Source organism: Micrococcus sp. Alg238-R198, from assembly GCF_900537135.1.
In the GTDB taxonomy this organism is placed as follows: Bacteria; Actinomycetota; Actinomycetes; order Actinomycetales; family Micrococcaceae; genus Micrococcus; species Micrococcus luteus.
In genome coordinates this window covers 186,648-205,307 of sequence record NZ_UNRH01000003.1, presented here as the reverse complement: position 1 = coordinate 205,307, position 18,660 = coordinate 186,648, and the positions used below count along the sequence as shown (strand labels likewise).

The following is an 18,660-nucleotide window of genomic DNA, read 5'->3' as shown; positions in this document are numbered from 1 at the left end:
TGCCCACCCCCGCCGTCACACGTCCGGACCGCACCCGTGCCCGGCTCACGTTGTCCCGCCGCTGGCGGCGCCCCGTGGTGGCCGGCCTGCTGATCGCCGTCTCACTCGTGCTGGCGCCCGAGCAGCTGGCCCACGGGACCGGACACCTCGTGGCGGCGGGCCTGATGCTCGCCGCCGCCGTCGTGGCCGGCCTGCCGATCGCGCGCGACGCGATCGCCGCCCTGCGGGTGAAGACCGTCGGCATCGACCTGCTCGTCGCCACCGCCGCGATCGGCGCGTCCCTGCTCGGCAATTTCTGGGAGGCCGCCGCCGTGACCTTCCTCTTCGCCCTCGGCCACGCCCTCGAGGACGCAACCCTGTCTCAGACTCGCTCGGCGCTCGCGGACCTCGTCTCCACGGCGCCCGAGACCGCCGTCGTCGTGGACGCAGACGGGACCCAGCGCACCGTGCCCGCCCACGAGGTGGCCCCCGGCGCGACCGTCCTCGTCAAGGCCGGCGCCCGGGTGCCCGTGGACGGCGTGGTGCTCACCGGGGTCGGCGCCGTGGACGAGGCATCCATCACGGGCGAGTCCATCCCGGCGGAGAAGACCGACGGCGACGCCGTGTACGCGGGCACCGTGGCCACGGCAGGCCTGCTGCAGGTGGAGGCGCGGGGCGTGGGCGCCGACACCACGCTGGCGCGCATCATCCACCGCGTCGAGGCGGCGCAGGAGGCCCGCGCTCGGACCCAGCGGTTCATGGACCGCTTCTCCCGCTGGTACACCCCGGCGATCATGGTGCTGGCCTTCGCGACCGGTCTGATCACGCGGGACGCCCCCCTGGCCCTGACCCTGCTGGTCATCGGCTGCCCGGGCGCCCTCGTGATCTCCATCCCGGTCGCGATCGTGGCGGGGATCGGCCGCGGCGCCAAGGACGGCGTGCTCATCAAGGGAGGGGAGTTCCTCGAGCGCTCCGCGAAGGTCGACGCCGTCGCCGTCGACAAGACCGGCACCCTCACCTCGGGCACCCCCGAGCTGATAGACGTCGTCGCGTTCGAGCCCGGGGCCGAGGACGAGGTGCTGCGCTGGGCCGCACGGCTCGAGGCGGCCTCGGACCACCCGCTGGCCGCACCGGTCGTCGCGGCGGGCCGGGACCGCGGCCTGCTGGACGGCCCGCTGGCCACCGATGTGGACGTCGTCCTCGGCCGCGGGCTCACCGGAGAGGTGGACGGCCGTGTCGTCGCCGTGGGCAACGTGGCGATGCTGCGCGAGCGCGGCGTGGATCCGGCCGCGACCGACCGGGTCGAGACCGTCGCGGCCGAGCTCGCGGAGGCGGGCCGGACCCCGGTGGCGGTCGTCGTCGACGGCATCCCGCTCGGCGTCCTCGCCATCGCAGACACCCTCCGGTCCGAGGCCGCGGGCATGATCCGGGCGCTGCACGGGATCGGCGTCCGCGAGGTCGTGATGCTGACCGGCGACCAGCCCGGCGTCGCGCAGGCCGTGGCCCGGCAGGTGGGCGTCGACGACGTACGGGCGGGCCTGCTGCCTCAGGACAAGCTCGAGGCGATCGAGGCCCTGCAGGCCGAGGGCCGCGTCGTCGCGATGGTCGGTGACGGCGTCAACGACGCCCCGGCCCTGGCGACGGCGGACATCGGCGTGGCCATGGGCGCGGCCGGCTCCGGTGTGGCCATCGAGACCGCGGACATCGCCCTGATGGGCGACCGGCTCGAGCGGCTGCCGCAGGCGCTCGATCTGGCCCGGCGCACGGTGCGGGTGATGCGGCAGAACATCGCGATCTCCCTCGTGACCGTCGTGGCCCTGCTGGCCGGCGTCTTCGCCGGCGGCGTCACGATGGCCGTCGGCATGCTCGTGCACGAGGCGTCCGTGCTGCTGGTCATCGTGAACGCGATGCGCCTGCTGCGGCGCCCGGGTCAGCCCAGGTCCACGACCTCGAACTCGAGCAGGTCGGCGCCCGTGGCGACCGGCGCCGGGCGGCCGCCCTGCTCGGCGGCGTGAGCGGCGGGCATGCGCCCGTCCCGCCAGCGCTGGAAGTCCTCCTCCGACGCCCACGTCGTGACCACGAAGTAGCGGTCCTCGCCCGCGGTGGGCCGGAGCAGCTGGAAGCCCTCGAAGCCCGGCTCCTGGTCCACCGCGTGCTTGCGGGCGGCGAACCGCTTCTCGAGTTCCGGGCCGGCGCCCTCGGGGACGCTGATGGCGTTGATCTTCACGACGGACATGGGCTGGCCTCCTCGTCGGCGGGGGTGCGGCGTCGGGTCGACGCCCTCACCGGCCGACTCTACGCCCGGCAGCGGACCGGGGATCCGTCGAGCGGTTGATGCCCGGCGGCGTCGTCCCCGTCGCGCTCGCGGTCGCGGCGCTCGCCCTCGCGCTGTTCGAAGGGTTGGAGCGACACCGCGAGAAGGTGCGCCGCTCGGCCTGGACGTGATGGGGGCGGGCCTGGTCCTGGCCGCGATGGCCGCAGGCGCGTTCCTCTCGGACGCCGCGGCCCGTCACCTGGCGGCCCGGTTCGGCGCCCCGGGCACCGTGCTGATCGGGCTGGGCCTGGAGGTGGCCGGGGTCGTGGCGCTCGCCCTGCTCCTGGGCCCGGACACCTCGGGTTGGCTCGTCGCCGTGCCCCTCGTCGTGTACGGCCTCGGGCTCGGCCTGGCCTCGGCGCAGCTGACGGACATGGTGCTCCAGGACATCCCCGTGCAGATCTCGGGTCAGGGCGCCGCGACGCAGAGCACGGTCCGGCAGATCGGCTCAGCGCTGGGCACCGCGTTCGCCGGGGCCACCCTGTCCATCGCCCTCGCCGCCACGCTGCCCGCGGCCCTGGACGACGCCGGCCTCACCGGTCCGGCGGCCGACTCGCTCGCCGCGGCCACGCGGGACTCGGCTGGCACCACGATCCCGCAGCTGCGGGCGCAGGGGGAGCGCGGCCCGCTCGGGGAGCACACGAAGAAGCCCCCGGAACCAGTAAGGATTCCGGGGGCTTCGAGTGGGGTGAGCGACGGGGATTGAACCCGCGACCTTCTGGACCACAACCAGACGCTCTGCCGACTGAGCTACGCCCACCATGTCTGCTTCACACGGACGGATCCGCGCGGCGCAGCGGGGTCCACAGTACACGAGATCCCGCGCAGCGCCGAATCGGGGCAGTGGGGCCGGGAGTGCCTGCTCAGGCCTGCGCCCCGGACACCACCTCCGCGATGGCGCGGGCCTCCTCCGTGGTGGGGCCGGGGGCGGGGGCCATGACGGCGGCCCGGTAGTAGCGCAGCTCGGTGATGGAGTCCTTGATGTCCCCGAGGGCGCGGTGGCCGCCGGTCTTGGCGGGGGCCTGGTAGTAGGCGCGCGGGTACCAGCGCCGGGCCAGCTCCTTCACGGTGGACACGTCCACGATCCGGTAGTGCAGGTGGTCGACGACGGCGGGCATGTAGCGGGCGAGGAACAGCTTGTCCTGGCCCACCGTGTTGCCGGCCAGCAGGCCCTTGCCGGCGGGCACGCGGGCGGCGATGTACTCGAGGACGCGCGCGGCGGCGTCGTCGAGCTCGAGGCCCTCCGCGAGCTCCGGCAGGAGGCCCGAGGTGGTGTGCATGTCCCGGACGAACGGGTCCATCTGCTCGAGGGCGGCCGCGGAGGGACGGATCACCAGGTCGATGCCCTCGTCCAGGATGTTCAGCTCGGCGTCCGTGATGAGCACCGCCACCTCGACGAGCTCGTCGACCTGGGGGTGCAGGCCGGTCATCTCGCAGTCGATCCAGACCAGGGGGGCGCTCTCCGGCGCGGGGGTGCTCGTCTCGCTCATGCCCCCAGGCTACTCGCGTGTCACGATGGTAGATTCGAGCGAGCCGCGCCCTCGCGCGCCCACGCAGGACCGCACGGAAGGACCCGTCGCATGAGCGTGTCGACCCCGCGTCCGTCCGGGTCCACGGCCCACCGGCCGGAGTACGTCGGCGTCGGCGGCCTCCGCGCGGACCCCCAGGTCGCCGGTGCGGACTGGTGGCCCATCCTGGTGGGGACCCTCGGCTCCCTCCTCCTGGTGGTGGGCTCGTACTCCGTCGGCTGGCTGGCCTCGGCCTCCCCGATCAACCGCTGGCAGTGGCTGATCCCGTGGCGCACCCAGGAGACCGGCGTGCTGGCCGGCACGGTGCTCCTCACCCTCGGCTGCTGGGTGATGTTCTGGGCCTGGCTGCGGCTGGGCCAGACGATCCGCCCCTTCGGCCGCGGCGCTTTGCGCACGGTCAACCTCGCCACCGTCCTGTGGTGCCTGCCCCAGGTCGTGGCACTGCCGATCTTCAGCCGGGACATCTTCGCCTACGTGGGGCAGGGCCGTCTCATGGTGGCGGGGCAGGACCCCTACGTGGACACGATCTCCTCGCTGTCCAACTGGTTCCAGCTCGGAGCGGACGCGACCTGGGCGGACTCCGAGACCCCGTACGGTCCGATCTTCCTGTGGATCGAGCAGGCCGTCGTCGCGATCTCGGGGGACATGAACCCGGACCTGGCGATCTTCCTGTTCCGCCTGGTGGCGGTGGCCGGCGTCGCGCTGATCATGGTCTTCGTGCCGCTGCTCGCCCGCCGGCTGGGCGTCAACGGTGCGTGGGCGCAGTGGATCAGCGCCGCCAACCCGCTCTTCACCATCAGCTTCGTCGCGTCCGGGCACAACGACGCCCTCATGGTCGGCCTCGCCCTGGCCGGCACGTGGTGCGCGCTGCGCGCCGGACATCCGCTCCGCCCCCAGCGACCCGGGCAGTCCGTCGCGTGGGGGGTGGCCGGCGTCGTGCTGGTCACCCTGTCCCTGGGCATCAAGCCCATCACCCTCGTGCTGCTCCCGTTCATCGGCCTGCTGTGGGCCGGCCCGACGGCCCGATGGCCGCGCCGGTTCGCCTTCTGGGCCCTCACCGCCGGGATCTCCTTCGGCCTCATGGCCCTGGTGGGCGTGCTCAACGGCTTCGGCTTCGGCTGGGTGGCCGTGATGGTCGGCACGGGCACGGGCACCGTGCCGTGGGGGCCGATCGGCATGCTGTCCCTCATCACGGTGGGGGCGAGCGAGCTCCTCGGGCAGGGGGCGGACGTGCAGGCCGTCGAGGGGGTGTACAAGACCGCCGGACGCGTGCTCTCGGTGCTCATCGTGCTGGCCCTGATGTTCCTCGGCCGCCAGGACCGCGTGATGACGCGCATGACCTGGGCGTTCACCGCGCTGGTGATCCTCTCGCCCATCATCCAGCCCTGGTACCTGCTGTGGCTGCTCCCGTTCTTCGCCGTGATCGGCATCCGGGACAACTGGCAGATCAAGTGGGTCGTGTTCACGGTCGGCTACTTCCTGGCGTTCGGCGCGTCGGACCAGCTCTTCACCTGGCAGTTCCTGGACATCGCGGACCAGGTCAAGGCCGTGTCCCTGATCGTCTCCGCCGTGTGTCTGCTGTGGATCCTCGTCGTGGACCGCCGCACCAGCCGGTTCGTGAAGGACCACTGGCACGTGCGCCCCGCCGTACGCGCCGGCCTGGCCCGGCTCCGCGGCGCCCCTCGACCCGTGGAGCCGGGGGAGTGAGGCCCGCCGCCTCCGCGACGACCGGCGCCCGACGGCCCCGTCCGAGCCGCGTGGCGGCGCAGCCCGAGCCGGAGGCGGCCGTCCGCCGGGGCACGTGGGCGTCCGTGCTCATCACGGTGGGCTCCTGGGGCGTGGGATGGCTGCCGATGACGCCCGACTCGGTGTTCTCCGGGACCACCCTGCTCAACCCGCTGCGGGTCTACCTTCCCGGCGTGCTGCTCAGCACCGTGCTGCTGGCCGCCGGCTCGCTGCTCCTCGTCCGATCCTGGCTCGAGCTGGGCCGCGCGCTGCGGGGCCGCTGGGAGGAGCACGGCCGGCTGGTGGCCCACGCCGCCTGGTGGTGGTCCGCCCCGCTGATGCTCGCGCTGCCGATCTTCTCCCGCGATGTGTTCTCCTACCTCCAGCAGGGCCGGCTCCTCGCGTCGGGTCTCGACCCGTACTCCCAGGGCGTGTCCGCCCTGCCCGGGTGGTTCATGCAGGGGGCGGACTCCATCTGGGCCGAGTCCCCCTCCCCCTACGGGCCGCTGTTCCTGCTGTTCGCCGAGACGACGTGGCGGGCCACGGGCGGCAGCATCGAACTGTCCGTCACGGCGTTCCGCCTCCTCGCCCTGGCGGGCCTGGCACTGTGCCTGTGGGCGGTGCCGCGGCTGGCCGCCGTCGCGGGCCGGTGCGGGCCGTGGGCCACGTGGGTGGCCGTGGCGAACCCGTTGTTCCTGCTCTACATGATCGCCGGCGCGCACAATGACGCGCTGATGTCGGGGCTGATGCTCGCGGGCATCCTGCTCATGGTCCGCCCGCCCCGCCGCCGCGTGCATGCGCTGTGGGGGATCGTGCTGATCGCCCTGTCCGTCGCGATCAAGCCCCTGACAGCTTTGGTGCTGCCCTTCGTGGCCCTGCTCCTGCCCACCGGCTGGGCCCGGTTCCGCGCGGCTGATCCGCGCCTGCGCCGGCGGGACCGGCTCGGCCCGTGGTTCACGACGGCGGTGATCTCCCTGGCCGTCCTCACGATCCTCGGCGCCGGCTCCGGCCTCTGGTTCGGCTGGGTGCCGGCCATGCTCACGAGCGGGGACGCGGCGTTCCCGTACGCCCCCGTGGGCCTGCTCGGCCTGCTGCTCGGCGCGGTCGTCGAAGCCGTGACGCCCCTGGGGGCGCGCGACGTGGCCGCGGCCTTCTACACCGTGATGACGGTGGCGGCCCTCGGCTTCACGGCGTGGCTGGCCCTGCGCCGCCGCCCCCTGGACCCGGTGTTCAGCGCGGCGGCCGTGCTCGTGGTGGCCGTCGCCACCGCCCCGATCATCCAGCCGTGGTACCTGCTCTGGGTCCTGCCGCTGCTGGCGTGCGCCCTCCGCCCGCTGCCGTGGGGCGCCGACCATCCCCGCTGGCTCGGGTGGGTCACCGCGCTCGCGGTGCTGCTGCTCACCGGCGTCGGCGTGGTGGACCAGCTCTCGGTGGCACAGTGGCTGCCGGTCCTGGCCGTCCGCGTGTTCACCCTCGTCCTGATGCTCGCGGGGATCGGATGGATCATCCACCGCGATCCCGTCACCGCGCCCCTGTTCCCCGGGCGGCGGCGTCCTCCCCTGGAGGTGGTCGAGCCGCGGGCCGAGGCGGCGTCGTCGACGCCTCCGGAGGCGGGCGTGCCGCCGGACGCACCGCCCGACGGGCCGCCGTCGACCGCCTCGCACTCCGCCTCCTCGTCCACCCGCATCCCCCAGGAGAGACCGTGACCTCCCACCCCCGCAGTCCCGCCCCGACCCGCCCGAGCGCCCGCTGGGTCGGCCTGCTCGTCGGCCTGACCGTGGTGGCTGCCGCCGTCGGCGTGCTGACCAAGCAGTGGTGCCGCGTGAACGGCTGGGCGGCCCCCGGCGTGCACGCGCACATGTGCTATTCGGACTTCGCCCAGCTGTTCCCCACGCGTGGCCTCTCCGACGGCCACTTCCCCTTCTACACGCCGCTGCCGCCCGAGCAGTGGATGGAGTACCCGGCGTTGCTGGCCGTGGTCGCGGGTGTGACCATGTGGTTCGTGCCCGCGTCCGGCGACCTGCACGAGCGCACCGTGACCTACTTCGACGTGAACGCGATCGGCGTGGTGCTGTGCTGGATCGTGCTGGTCGTCGCGACCGCGTACACCGCGCGCGGCCGCTCCCGGGACGCCCTGCTCGTGGCCCTGGCCCCGGGGATCATCCTCACCTCGATGCTCAACTGGGACCTGTGGGCCGTGATGCTGGCCGCCCTGGCCCTGTGGGCGTGGACGGCGGGCCGTCCGACCCTCGCCGGCATGCTCATCGGACTCGGCACCGCCACGAAGCTGTACCCGCTGTTCTTCTTCGGCGCGATCTTCGTGCTGGCGCTGCGCACGGGCCGCTGGGCCGGGTTCGTGAAGGCGGCCGTGGCCGGGGCGGCGGCCTGGCTCGCCGTGAACCTCCCGTTCATGCTGACGGCGTTCGACCAGTGGTCCCGCTTCTACACGTTCTCGGGGGACCGCGCGGTCTCCTTCTCCTCGACCTGGCTGGCGCTGGCCTGGACGGGATGGTCCGGGGAGACGTTCACGACGCTCCAGAACGGCCTGTTCCTGGTGTGCTGCGCGGGGATCGCCTACCTCGCCCTCGCGGCGCGGCACCGTCCGCGCATGGCCCAGCTGTGCTTCCTGATCGTGGCGTCCTTCATCCTGTGGGGGAAGGTGTACTCGCCGCAGTTCGTGATGTGGCTGATCCCGCTCGTGGTCCTCGCGACGCCGCGGTGGCGCGCGTTCTGGATCTGGCAGGCCGTGGAGGTCTACCACTGGGGCGGGGTGTGGATGGAGTCGGCCCGCATCACCTCGGACGGGGCGTTCGCCGGCGGCGCCTGGTGGATCACCGCCTGGTACGCCTCGGGGATCGTGGCGCACATCGTCGCCCTCGTGTGGCTCATGACCACGGTGGTCAAGGACGTCCTGGACCCCGCCCGTGACCCGGTGCGCCGCACCGCCCTCGACCAGGGCGCCCCCGAGATCGCCCCGGGGGTGGCGGAGGACCCACACGCCGGCGTCTTCACCGGTGCACCTGACCGACTGCTCCTGCCCCCGGCCGGACGCGGCCTGCAGCCGCTCGGCGGGTCCGCGGACCGCTGACGGCGGGGCGGGTCCGCCGACGCCGTGGGGCGCGGCTCAGCGGTGTTCGAGGTACGTCGTGCAGGTGGGCGAGACCGCGCGGTCCGGGTGGTGCAGGACGACGACGTCGCCCGCGGACCAGACCCGCTCGAAGCCGAGCCGCTCGGCGCGGGCCAGCGCCTGCTCCGGGGTGAGGGGGTCCCAGCCGCCGAGCTCGGGCACCGAGGTGTCCACGATCATCCACGTGGCCAGCTCGTCGCCGATGTCCCCGTGCAGCCCGACGTGGGTGCGGGCCGTCAGGTGCGGCACGGCGTTGTCGGCGGCCTCGACGCACACCCCGTCCGGGATCAGCCCGACCGCGTGGTCGAGGTCGCGGGCGTGCTGCGTCATCGTCATGTCGCCGGCGATCGTGCGGTGCAGCGGGTACACCTGCGGGAAGAACGCGGTGCCGATCAGACCGGCGGCCAGTGCCGCGGAGACGAGGACGGCGGGCAGCCGGCGCAGCGTGTCCCGGCGTCCGGCCAGCCGGTGGGCCGCCTCGAGCGCGGCCATGAGCAGCAGCGGGGCGAGGATCGCGTCGTACTGGTACACGGGGGCCCACACGTTGAGGCGGTCGTTGAACAGCCGCGAGAGCAGGATCGGCAGGGCCATCAGCGTGAGCGGGCTCAGGACCGGCAGGAACAGCAGCGGGACGAAGTGCAGGAGCCAGAGGGCCACCTTCAGCGGGTGGTCGAACAGCACCGCGACGGCGTTCCACGGCTGGGTCAGCAGGAACAGGACCGAACTGCGCATGTCCGGGCCCAGGGCGGTGAACTGCCAGTAGCCGAACGCGCCGGTGGGGGAGTAGTGGGGGATCACCACGGACGTGGCGAACCAGTAGCCGAGCACGCCCAGCACGGCGGTGACCGCGGCCTGCGGCCAGAAGCGACGGATCGCCATCACCAGGGCCACGGCCAGCAGGGTCACGCCCATGTCCTCTCGGACCGTGAGCAGCAGCGCCGCCAGGCCGGTGGCGAGCCACGCCCGCTGCCCGTCCAGGGCCCACACGAGCCAGGCGAGGATCGGCACGCCGAGGGTGACCTCGTGGAAGTCCCAGTTCACCATCGCCTGGAAGGGCCAGGAGAGCAGCAGGGCGGCGACGGCGGCCAGGGCCACCCCGTGTCCCGCGCGACGACGGGCGAACAGGTACACCGGCACGGCGGACGCGGCGAGGGCCAGCGCCATGACCACGCCGAGCATGCGGGGGTCCGGCCATACCCAGTAGAAGGGCGCCAGCAGCGCGAGGATCGGGTGGAAGTGGTCGCCGAGGATGTGGAAGTCCACGCCCTTGACGGAGCTGAGGGGGGCGTTGAACAGCGCGTACTGCCGCACCACCTGGTCGAAGATGCCCAGGTCGTAGCCCTTGGCCTCGTAGGTGGCGTACCGGAGGAAGGAGTGCGTCACGTACAGGACCGCGGCCGCGACGAGCAGGGCGGCCAGCTGGACGCCCTCGCGACGGGTCACACGGACCTCGGGGACGGCGGGTCGCGGGGCGCGGAGCCAGGAGCGCAGACGGTCCAGGACGGTCTCCTTCGGGCGGTCGTCGGGCGTGCTCGGACGGCTCCGCCCCTGGTCTGGGTGCCCCAGGAGGGATTCGAACCCCCGACCGGCGGATTAGAAGGCCGCTGCTCTGTCCAGCTGAGCTACTGGGGCTGGGCCGTGTCAGTCTAACGGCCGCCGGCCGCGGCGCCGTCGGCTCCTGCACAGTCGCCCGGGGACCTCCGCGCGTCCCCAGACCGGCCCCGATCCTGCCGGGGTGCCCCGCGGTGGGGTTGTCTGGCCATGGCGGATCAGCCGATGCGCCGACGACCCGCCCCGGCGCCCACCGGGGCCCAGCCCAGGAGGCACACCATGCAGGACCTCATCACCGTGCGCGGCTTCGTGGCCACGGACCCCGCCACCCGCCACACCGCATCGGGGGCCGCCGTGACCGGCTTCCGCCTGGCCACCACCGAGCGGCGCTTCGACCGCGAGACCGCCGAGTGGGTGGACGCCCACACCAACTGGTACAGCATCTCGGCGTTCGGCCAGCTCGGCTCGAACACCGCCCAGTCCGTGAAGAAGGGCAACCCCGTGATCGTCACCGGTCGACTCCGGGTCCGCGACTGGTCCTCGGGCGATCGCTCCGGCACGTCCGTGGACGTGGTGGCGGACGCCGTCGGGCTGGACCTGGGCTTCGGCTCGGCGGCGTTCCAGCGCAGCCAGCGCGCGGCCGTGCCGCGCCCCGAGTCGGCCCCGCGCGACGACGCGTCGGGCGGACGGGCCGGCGCGGTCGGCGACGGGTTCAGCGCGGGCCTGCCGGACGGGTTCCAGGGTGGCGACGCCCCGGCCTCGCCCGGCCCGGACGAGTCGGACGCGGGCGCCCCCGAGCGCGAGCCGGCGGCGGCCGGCGTCGCCTGACCACGAAGCGGCACGGAGCACGGAGGGGGGAGCGGGCTCGGTGGTCGCGGGATCGGCACGATGAGTGGAATCCCGCGGCCACCGACTAGCCTGGGCCGCATGGCGGAATTCATCTACACGATGGTCAAGGCCCGCAAGAAGGTGGGCGACAAACTGATCCTGGACGACGTCACCATGTCGTTCTACCCCGGGGCGAAGATCGGCATGGTCGGCCCCAACGGCGCCGGCAAGTCGACGATCCTGAAGATCATGGCCGGGCTGGACGAGCCCTCGAACGGCGAGGCGCGGCTCTCTCCCGGCTACTCGGTGGGCATCCTGATGCAGGAGCCCAAGCTGGACGAGTCCAAGACCGTGCTCGAGAACGTCCAGGAGGGCGTCGGCGAGATCTACGGCAAGATCCAGCGCTACAACCAGATCTCCGAGGAGATGGCGAACCCGGACGCGGACTTCGACGCCCTCATGGAGGAGATGGGCGAGCTGCAGTCCGCCATCGACGCCGCGGACGCGTGGGACATCGACTCCCAGCTCGAGCAGGCGATGGACGCCCTGCGCACGCCCCCGGGGGACGAGCCGGTCACGAACCTCTCCGGCGGCGAGAAGCGCCGCGTCGCGCTGTGCAAGCTGCTGTTGGAGAAGCCCGACCTCCTCCTGCTCGACGAGCCCACCAACCACCTGGACGCCGAGTCCGTGCTGTGGCTCGAGCAGCACCTGGCCTCCTACCCGGGCGCCGTCATCGCCGTCACCCACGACCGGTACTTCCTCGACCACGTCGCTGAGTGGATCGCGGAGGTCGACCGCGGCCGCCTCTACCCGTACGAGGGCAACTACTCCACCTACCTGGAGACCAAGCGCGCCCGCCTCGAGGTGCAGGGCAAGAAGGACGCCAAGCTCGCCAAGCGCCTGGCCGAGGAGCTCGACTGGGTCCGCTCCAACACGAAGGGCCGCCAGGCGAAGTCCAAGGCCCGCCTGGCCCGCTATGAGGAGATGGCGGCCGAGGCCGAGAAGACCCGCAAGCTGGACTTCGAGGAGATCCAGATCCCGCCGGGCCCGCGACTGGGCACCGTCGTGATCGAGGCCAAGGACCTGAAGAAGGGCTTCGGGGACCGCGTCCTCATCGACGGCCTGTCCTTCTCCCTGCCCCGCAACGGCATCGTCGGCGTGATCGGCCCGAACGGCGTCGGCAAGACCACCCTGTTCAAGACCATCGTCGGCCTCGAGCCCCTGGACGGCGGCGAGCTGAAGATCGGCGAGACCGTGAAGATCTCGTACGTGGACCAGTCCCGCTCCAACATCGACCCCGAGAAGTCGCTGTGGGAGGTCGTCTCGGACGGCCTGGACTACATCAAGGTCGGCAACGTCGAGATGCCCTCGCGCGCCTACGTGTCCGCGTTCGGCTTCAAGGGCCCGGACCAGCAGAAGAAGGCCGGCGTGCTCTCCGGCGGTGAGCGCAACCGCCTGAACCTGGCCCTGACCCTCAAGGAGGGCGGCAACCTGCTGCTCCTCGATGAGCCCACCAACGACCTCGACGTGGAGACCCTGACCTCCCTCGAGAACGCGCTGCTCGAGTTCCCGGGCTGCGCGGTGGTCGTCTCCCACGACCGCTGGTTCCTGGACCGCGTCGCCACCCACATGCTGGCCTACGAGGGCACCGCGGAGGACCCGGCCAACTGGTACTGGTATGAGGGCAACTTCGAGTCCTACGAGGCCAACAAGGTCGATCGGCTCGGCCCCGAGGCCGCCCGCCCGCACCGCATGACGCACCGCAAGCTCACGCGCGACTGAGCCGACGCGCCCCCGGGCGCCGCGCCGACGACGGCCCGCCGCGATCACGTGATCGCGACGGGCCGTCGTCGTGCCGGGGCGGGGTCAGCGCCGCCAGCTGCGGCGCAGCACCGTCCGCAGGGCCATGCGCTGGGCCGCGCCACGCACGCGCGCCCGCCGGGCGGCGGCCCCCTCGGGCAGGCGGATCATGCCCTCCTGGGCGACCGTGGCCACGAGCGTCCCGTCCTCGGTGAACACGGCGCCCGTGCCGAGGCCGCGCGCGCCCTGGGCGCTGGGGGAGTCCTGGACGTAGAGCAGCCACTGGTCGACGCGGGCGGGCCGGTGGAACCACATCGCGTGGTCCAGGGACGCCACGGACATGCCGGGCTGGATCCAGGCGACGCCGTGCTGCCGCAGGATCGGCTCGAGAAGCGTGTAGTCCGAGGCGTAGGTGAGCGCCGCCCGGTGCAGCGCGGGGTCGTCGGCCAGCGGCGTGAACGTCTTCATCCACACCATGTTGCGGTTCTCGGTCTCCGGGGCCGGGTCCACGTAGAGGGCCGGGGTGACGTGACGGATGTCGAACGGCCGGGCCCACGCCCACTCCTGAGCCACGGGGTGGTTGATGCCGCCCAGCACGTCCGCTGTCGTGGGCAGGTCCTCGGGCCGGGGCACGCCCTCGGGCATGGCCACCTGGTGGTCCAGCGCGCTGCCGGCGGGTTCCTGGAAGGAGCAGGTCAGGGCGAGGATGGCCTTCTCGTTCTGAGAGGCCAGCACCCGGCGGACGGAGAAGGAGCGGCCGTCCCGCAGCGTCTCGACGGTGAACGTGATGGGCTGCAGCGCGTCCCCGGGGCGGATGAAGTAGCCGTGGAGCGAGTGGGCGGGGCGGGCGCCCGGCACCGTGCGGGAGGCGGCCGCCAGCGACTGGGCGAGCACCTGGCCGCCGAACACCCGGCCGCGCGTCTGCCGGGGAGTCGTGCCCGTGAAGCGGACCTGACCCGTCACCGGGTCCGGCGCGGCCGGCGTCAGCTCCAGGATCCCGCGCAGCACGTCGGTGGGGTCCTTCGGGGCCGAGGCCGGACGGCCCGGTGCGCGACTGGGGCGGGGACGGGGATGGCGTTGCGGCACGAACGGCTCCTTCGACGTGGATGGACCCCGCGACGGCGGGGCGGCCCGGGACGCGGCGGACCTGGGACAATGCTTGCATGACCGAGCACTCCGCCGCCCCCGTCCTCCGCTTCGTCGACGACCGCGCTGTGCGGGATCTCGAGCAGCTGGCCACCCGCGCGCGTCGCGTCGCCGATACGGGGATGCGCCTGCACGTCGTGCCCGAGGCGGGGCGCTCTCGCACCCCGATGCTCGCCCAGTGGGTCTCCGTGCTGCAGCCGGCCGGGCTGGGAGACGGGGTGCCTGTCGTCCTGGGGCTGCGCACCGTGCCCCTGGCGACCGCCGACGGCGTGGCGGACCTGGACGCCGTCGTCGCCCTGGGCTCCGTCACCGAGCGCACCGCCCGGATGCGCGGCCAGGACCCCGTCGACCTGGCTTTCGCCGTGCCGCCGGGCCGCGAGCACGTCACCTGGACCGCGCTGACCCCGCCCCGCGGCGGCTGGACGCCCGTGGCCGAGGTCGCCGATGAGGAGTTGACCGAGGTGGCCACACGCGGCGCCGACGCCGTGCGGGACGCCTTGCCCGAGAACCCGGGGGAGGCGCTGGTCCGCAGGGTCCGGGCGCAGATGTGGGGACCCCTGCTCGGGGGCGAGGCGCTCCAGTTCCCGGCCGGCATGGCCTTCGGCGCGCACGCGCTGGGCTTCCTGCGGCCCGGCGGCCGCGCCCGGCTCAGCACGGCGGGGCCATGGACGCGCCTGGACGCCCCCGGCGGCTTCGTACTGGGCCGCCCCGCCATGGCGGTGTGAGCCCGCGCCCCATGTCGGGGCGCGGACCGCGGGCCGGTCAGGCCGAGTTCTGCAGGGAGTGGGCGGCCCGCTCCAGGTAGTCCCAGAGTTCGGCCTCGTGCAGCGGTGACAGCTCCAGCGTGTCCACGGCGGCGCGCATGTGGCGCAGCCACGCGTCGCGCGCGGCCGGGTCGATCCGATACGAGGCGTGGCGCATGCGCAGGCGGGGGTGGCCGCGCTCCTCGGAGTACGTCCGCGGTCCGCCCCAGTACTGCTCCAGGAACATCAGCAGCCGGCGCTGGGCGCCCTCGAAGTCGTCCTGCGGATACATCGGGGCGAGGATCTCGTCTTCGCGCACGCGGGCGTAGAACTCGGCGGTCAGCCGGTCGAAGGTCGGGCGGCCGCCGACGGCGTCGTAGAAGCTGGTGGCCTGACCGGGCGCGGCCGGGGTCCCCGGGGTCGCACCGGCGGGGCCCGCCGCGGCGTCGCGGGCGCGCACCTGCTCCACCGGGGCGGGCGTGCCCTCCTGCATCACCGGCTCGACCTCGGTGGGCCGCTCCGCCAGGCCCGTCACACGGGACGGGCCCTTGGCGACGCGCGGCCGCAGCACCGCCAGGGGGGCGCCCAGGCGCGCGGAGTGGTCCGGCAGCGTCGGCGTGCCGGTGGGCAGGGCCTCGGGGCGGACCGGCTCGACGGCGACCGGGGCCGAGAGCGAGTTCGCGATGAAGCACAGCCGGTGCGCCTCGGCGTGGAGGGCCTCGGCCCGCTCCCGGTCGGCCTCGTCCTGCAGCGTGACCTCGGGCCGCAGCGTGATCGCGGTGAACCGACCGGCGCCGTCGCCGTCCACCTCGAGCTCGCCCTCGACCCCGCACGTCATCCCCGTGACCACGACCCCGGAGGTCGCCGCGACATGGAGGTACGAGAGCACGTGACACTCGGCGAGCGCGCCGAGCAGGAGGGTCTCCGGGTTCCACTTCGAGTCGTCGCCGCGGAAGGGGCGGGCGGCCGAGGCCTGGATCTCGCCGACGGCGGCGTCCTGGATCACCACGGAGCGGTCGTAGTCGCGGACGCCGGAGGTGCCCGAGCCGCGGTCGCCCGTCCACTCGGTGCGCAGGGAGAAGGTGTGCTTCATGGGTTCCAGCCTAGCCAGCCCGCGCCTCGACGGCGGCGGGGGCGGTGCTGGAGGGCATCTTCCGTGGAATGCCCACCAGCCCCCGCCCGGTTCAGGCCCCGGCGTGGACCTGATGCACGTGCGCCGTCGCGTGCTCGCGCGCGGCCAGGGCGCGGATCGTCTCGTCCCGGCCCTCGGCGAGGACGCGGGACAGCCCCGCGCGGGTGTCGGCCAGCCGCTCGGACAGGGCGGTGGCGCGGTCGGCGATCTCCGGGGTGACCTGGGCGGTCGGGTAGCCCAGCGTCGCGGCGGTCTCGGCCATCTCGTGAGAACGGGAGTCCCACATCGCCTCGACGCCCTCGAAGTAGGCGTCCGCGAAGGGCGCGATCAGCGCGGCGTCATGGACCCGGGCGAACCCGATCAGGGCCTGGCGCTGCTCCGTGTTGGACAGTTCGCCGGCCATCACCCGGTCCCAGACCGCGCGCTTCGCCTCGGCCGTCGGCACGGCGGCCCGGGCCTGGATCGCGGCGAGCGCGCCCGTGGCGGTCGCGTCGGCGCGCTCGGCCTCGGCGATCTCGGCCTCCCCGGCGCGGCCGGCCGCCACCAGCGCGGTGAGCAGCTCCCAGCGCAGGTCCGTGGTGAGGTCCAGCCCGGGCACGGTGCGGGTGCCGTCGACGAGGGCGGACAGGCGGTCCAGCTGCGCCGTGGTGCGCGCGTGCAGGGCGAACGCCTTGACGAACTGCAGCTGGTTGTCCGAGCCGTCCTCGGCCTCCGCGACGAGGCCCCACAGACGGTCGGCCGCCGCGACCCGCACGGCCTCGGCCTGGTCCTCGGGCAGGTACAGGCCGATCGCCGTCGCGAGCTGGCGCAGCAGCGTCTGCACCACGGAGGAGTCCCGCTCGTGGCCGACGTTGGCGAGGACGAGGTCGACGAACCAGGCGGCGGAGGCCTCGCCGTCGCGCACGGTGTCCCAGGCCGCCCCCCACAGCAGCGTGCGCGCCAGGGAGCCGTCCACATCCTTCAGACGGGTGGACGCGGCCTCCCACGAGGCGTCGTCGAGGCGCAGCTTGGCGTAGGCCAGGTCGTCGTCGTTGGGCAGGATCACGGCGGGACGACGGCGGGCGGCGGCCTCGACGACCTCGGTCACCTCCCCGGCCACGTCGAGCTCGAAGCGCTCGGTGCGGATCAGGCGGCCGGTGGCCTCGTCCACGTCGTAGAAGCCCACGGCCAGACGGTGGGGGCGGAGCACGTCGTCGCCGGGCGCCGACGGTGAGCCGTCCGGGGCGCTCTGGCGCAGACGCAGCGCGGTGATGGTGCCGGCCTCATCCGTCTCCACCTCGGTGCGCAGCGTGTTCACGCCCGAGGTCTCGAGCCACACGCGGGTCCATTCGGACAGGTCGCGGCCGGACGCGGCCTCGAGCTCGGTCATGAGGTCCGGCAGCTCCGTGTTCTGCCACGCGTGCTTGGCGATGTACGCGCGGACGCCGACCATGAAGTTCTCCTGGCCCACCCAGGCCACGAGCTGGCGGAGCACCGAGGCGCCCTTGGCGTAGGTGATGCCGTCGAAGTTGACGAGCACGTCGTCGAGGTCGCGGATCCGGGCCTTGATGGGGTGCGTGGAGGAGAGCTGGTCCTGGCGGTAGGCCCAGTTCTTCTCCATGGAGGAGAAGGTGGTCCAGGCGCCGGTGTACTGCGTGTTCTCAGCGGCGGCGAGCGTGGACATGAACTCGGCGAACGACTCGTTGAGCCACAGGTCGTTCCACCAGCGCATGGTGACCAGGTCGCCGAACCACATGTGGGCGAGCTCGTGGAGGATCGTGATGGCGCGGCGCTCGATCAGCGCCTCCGGCACGGTCCCGCGGAAGACGTACGACTCGAGGAAGGTCACACAACCGGCGTTCTCCATCGCGCCGGCGTTGAACTCGGGCACGAACAGCTGGTCGTACTTCTCGAACGGGTAGGCGTGGCCGTACTGGGCCTCGAAGAACTCGAATCCCTGGCGGGTGAGCTCGAAGACGTTCTCCGCATCCAGGTGCTCCACCAGCGACGCGCGGCAGTAGACGCCGAGGGGGATCGTGCGGCCGTCGGCGCTGGTCAGCTCCGAGTGCACGGAGGCGTACGGGCCGGCGACGAGCGCGGTGATGTAGGAGGGGATGCGCGGGGTGGGCTTGAACTCCCAGACCGCGGCGTCCACCCCCTGCGGGTTCTCCTCGTTCGCCACGACGCCGAGGGTGCGGCGGGAGGCCTCCGGCTGGTTGGACACCACGGCCCAGTGCGCCGGCGCGGTCACCGTGAAGCGGAACGCGGCCTTGAGGTCGGGCTGCTCGAACACCGCGAACATGCGGCGGGAGTCCGGCACCTCGAACTGGGTGTAGAGGTAGACCTCCTGGTCCACGGGGTCCACGAACCGGTGCAGGCCCTCGCCGGTGTTGCTGTAGTCCCCGAGCCCGTCGACCACGAGGGTGTTCTGCGCCGCCAGCGGGCCGATCCGCAGTCGGGCGCCGTCGAAGTCCGCCACGTCCAGGGCCTCGCCGTTGAGGGTCACCGTGGGAGCCTGCTCCGCCACGAAGTCGATCCACGTGTGGGTGCCCACCGCGTCCTGCGTGGCCGCGAACGTCACGGTGGTGGCCGTGTGGAAGTGCTCCGCTCCGCGGGTGAGGTCCAGGCTCACCTCGTACGCGTCCACGGTGAGGGCGGCCGCGCGCGCGGCGGCCTCTTCGCGGGTGATGTTCATGGCGGCGGCGGTGGTCACGGTCGGACTCCTCCTGGGGTCGGGTGGATGCGGCACGGCCGGGCGCCTGTGATGGGGGCCATGGCACGGTGCTCCCCAGTGTGCCACCTGGCCC

At 73.2% G+C, this 18,660-nt stretch carries 13 protein-coding genes, 2 tRNA genes and 2 pseudogenes; 8 read left to right on the top strand and 9 right to left on the bottom strand.

Features of this window, described 5'->3' with window-relative positions; genetic code table 11:
• Positions 1-74 precede the first annotated feature (74 nt).
• The gene (locus G6R13_RS04550) at positions 75-1,994 is read left to right on the top strand and encodes a cation-translocating P-type ATPase (protein ID WP_159833705.1); all 1,920 of its coding nucleotides are present in this window, start codon (positions 75-77) and stop codon (positions 1,992-1,994) included.
• Here the strand turns inward: G6R13_RS04550 and G6R13_RS04545 are convergent.
• On the bottom strand, positions 1,910-2,215 hold the full coding sequence (locus tag G6R13_RS04545; RefSeq protein ID WP_010078879.1) for an antibiotic biosynthesis monooxygenase: 306 nt from the start codon (positions 2,213-2,215) through the stop codon (positions 1,910-1,912). The two genes, G6R13_RS04550 and G6R13_RS04545, sit on opposite strands and share 85 nt — an antisense overlap.
• Positions 2,216-2,325: 110 nt before the next feature.
• On the opposite strand from G6R13_RS04545, the pseudogene G6R13_RS04540 reads away from it, so the two are divergent.
• Positions 2,326-2,909, top strand: a pseudogene (locus tag G6R13_RS04540) (MFS transporter); the annotation flags it as partial.
• A gap of 68 nt (positions 2,910-2,977) precedes the next feature.
• Here the strand turns inward: G6R13_RS04540 and G6R13_RS04535 are convergent.
• Positions 2,978-3,053 (bottom strand) — tRNA-His (locus G6R13_RS04535).
• Between the two features lie 103 nt (positions 3,054-3,156).
• On the bottom strand, positions 3,157-3,783 hold the full coding sequence (gene orn, locus G6R13_RS04530) for an oligoribonuclease (RefSeq protein ID WP_002857127.1): 627 nt from the start codon (positions 3,781-3,783) through the stop codon (positions 3,157-3,159).
• A gap of 90 nt (positions 3,784-3,873) precedes the next feature.
• Here orn and mptB (G6R13_RS04525) point away from each other — a divergent pair, with 90 nt between their 5' ends.
• The 3 genes from mptB (G6R13_RS04525) to G6R13_RS04515 are packed head-to-tail and all read left to right on the top strand — an operon-like array spanning position 3,874 to position 8,635.
• Positions 3,874-5,529, top strand: coding sequence for a polyprenol phosphomannose-dependent alpha 1,6 mannosyltransferase MptB (mptB, locus tag G6R13_RS04525; protein ID WP_036316838.1), 1,656 nt, complete (start codon positions 3,874-3,876; stop codon positions 5,527-5,529).
• A 50-nt stretch (positions 5,530-5,579) separates the two neighbouring features.
• Positions 5,580-7,253 carry a polyprenol phosphomannose-dependent alpha 1,6 mannosyltransferase MptB gene (gene mptB / locus G6R13_RS04520; protein ID WP_083325332.1) on the top strand — a complete coding sequence of 558 codons (1,674 nt, stop codon included), beginning with the start codon at positions 5,580-5,582 and terminating at the stop codon, positions 7,251-7,253.
• The gene (locus G6R13_RS04515) at positions 7,250-8,635 is read left to right on the top strand and encodes a glycosyltransferase 87 family protein (protein WP_101965509.1); all 1,386 of its coding nucleotides are present in this window, start codon (positions 7,250-7,252) and stop codon (positions 8,633-8,635) included. Before mptB (G6R13_RS04520) ends, G6R13_RS04515 begins: the two co-directional genes overlap by 4 nt.
• Before the next feature lie 36 nt (positions 8,636-8,671).
• Here G6R13_RS04515 and G6R13_RS04510 read toward each other — a convergent pair whose 3' ends face one another.
• Positions 8,672-10,117, bottom strand: coding sequence for a DUF2079 domain-containing protein (locus tag G6R13_RS04510; protein WP_036316975.1), 1,446 nt, complete (start codon positions 10,115-10,117; stop codon positions 8,672-8,674).
• Between the two features lie 115 nt (positions 10,118-10,232).
• Positions 10,233-10,306: transfer RNA gene (locus G6R13_RS04505), tRNA-Arg, on the bottom strand.
• A gap of 198 nt (positions 10,307-10,504) precedes the next feature.
• Here G6R13_RS04505 and ssb point away from each other — a divergent pair.
• Entirely contained in the window at positions 10,505-11,053 is a 549-nt protein-coding gene (gene ssb / locus G6R13_RS04500; protein ID WP_036316845.1) for a single-stranded DNA-binding protein, read from the top strand.
• A 99-nt stretch (positions 11,054-11,152) separates the two neighbouring features.
• Positions 11,153-12,835 carry an energy-dependent translational throttle protein EttA gene (gene ettA, locus G6R13_RS04495; protein ID WP_036341629.1) on the top strand — a complete coding sequence of 561 codons (1,683 nt, stop codon included), beginning with the start codon at positions 11,153-11,155 and terminating at the stop codon, positions 12,833-12,835.
• Between the two features lie 84 nt (positions 12,836-12,919).
• Here ettA and G6R13_RS04490 read toward each other — a convergent pair whose 3' ends face one another.
• Positions 12,920-13,939: an acyl-CoA thioesterase II gene (locus G6R13_RS04490; protein ID WP_036316850.1), complete on the bottom strand. Its 1,020-nt coding sequence runs from the start codon at positions 13,937-13,939 to the stop codon at positions 12,920-12,922.
• A 77-nt stretch (positions 13,940-14,016) separates the two neighbouring features.
• On the opposite strand from G6R13_RS04490, the gene G6R13_RS04485 reads away from it, so the two are divergent.
• The gene (locus G6R13_RS04485; RefSeq protein WP_036316853.1) at positions 14,017-14,724 is read left to right on the top strand and encodes a hypothetical protein; all 708 of its coding nucleotides are present in this window, start codon (positions 14,017-14,019) and stop codon (positions 14,722-14,724) included.
• A gap of 37 nt (positions 14,725-14,761) precedes the next feature.
• Here G6R13_RS04485 and G6R13_RS12215 read toward each other — a convergent pair whose 3' ends face one another.
• From G6R13_RS12215 to pepN, 3 genes and pseudogenes are all read right to left on the bottom strand, one after another.
• Positions 14,762-15,235, bottom strand: a complete 474-nt coding sequence (locus G6R13_RS12215) for a globin (RefSeq protein ID WP_158184944.1) — start codon at positions 15,233-15,235, stop codon at positions 14,762-14,764.
• Between the two features lie 168 nt (positions 15,236-15,403).
• Positions 15,404-15,835 (bottom strand): annotated as a pseudogene (locus G6R13_RS12210) (OsmC family protein); the annotation flags it as partial.
• Between the two features lie 91 nt (positions 15,836-15,926).
• Positions 15,927-18,566, bottom strand: a complete 2,640-nt coding sequence (gene pepN / locus G6R13_RS04475; protein WP_036316860.1) for an aminopeptidase N — start codon at positions 18,564-18,566, stop codon at positions 15,927-15,929.
• Positions 18,567-18,660: the final 94 nt, after the last annotated feature.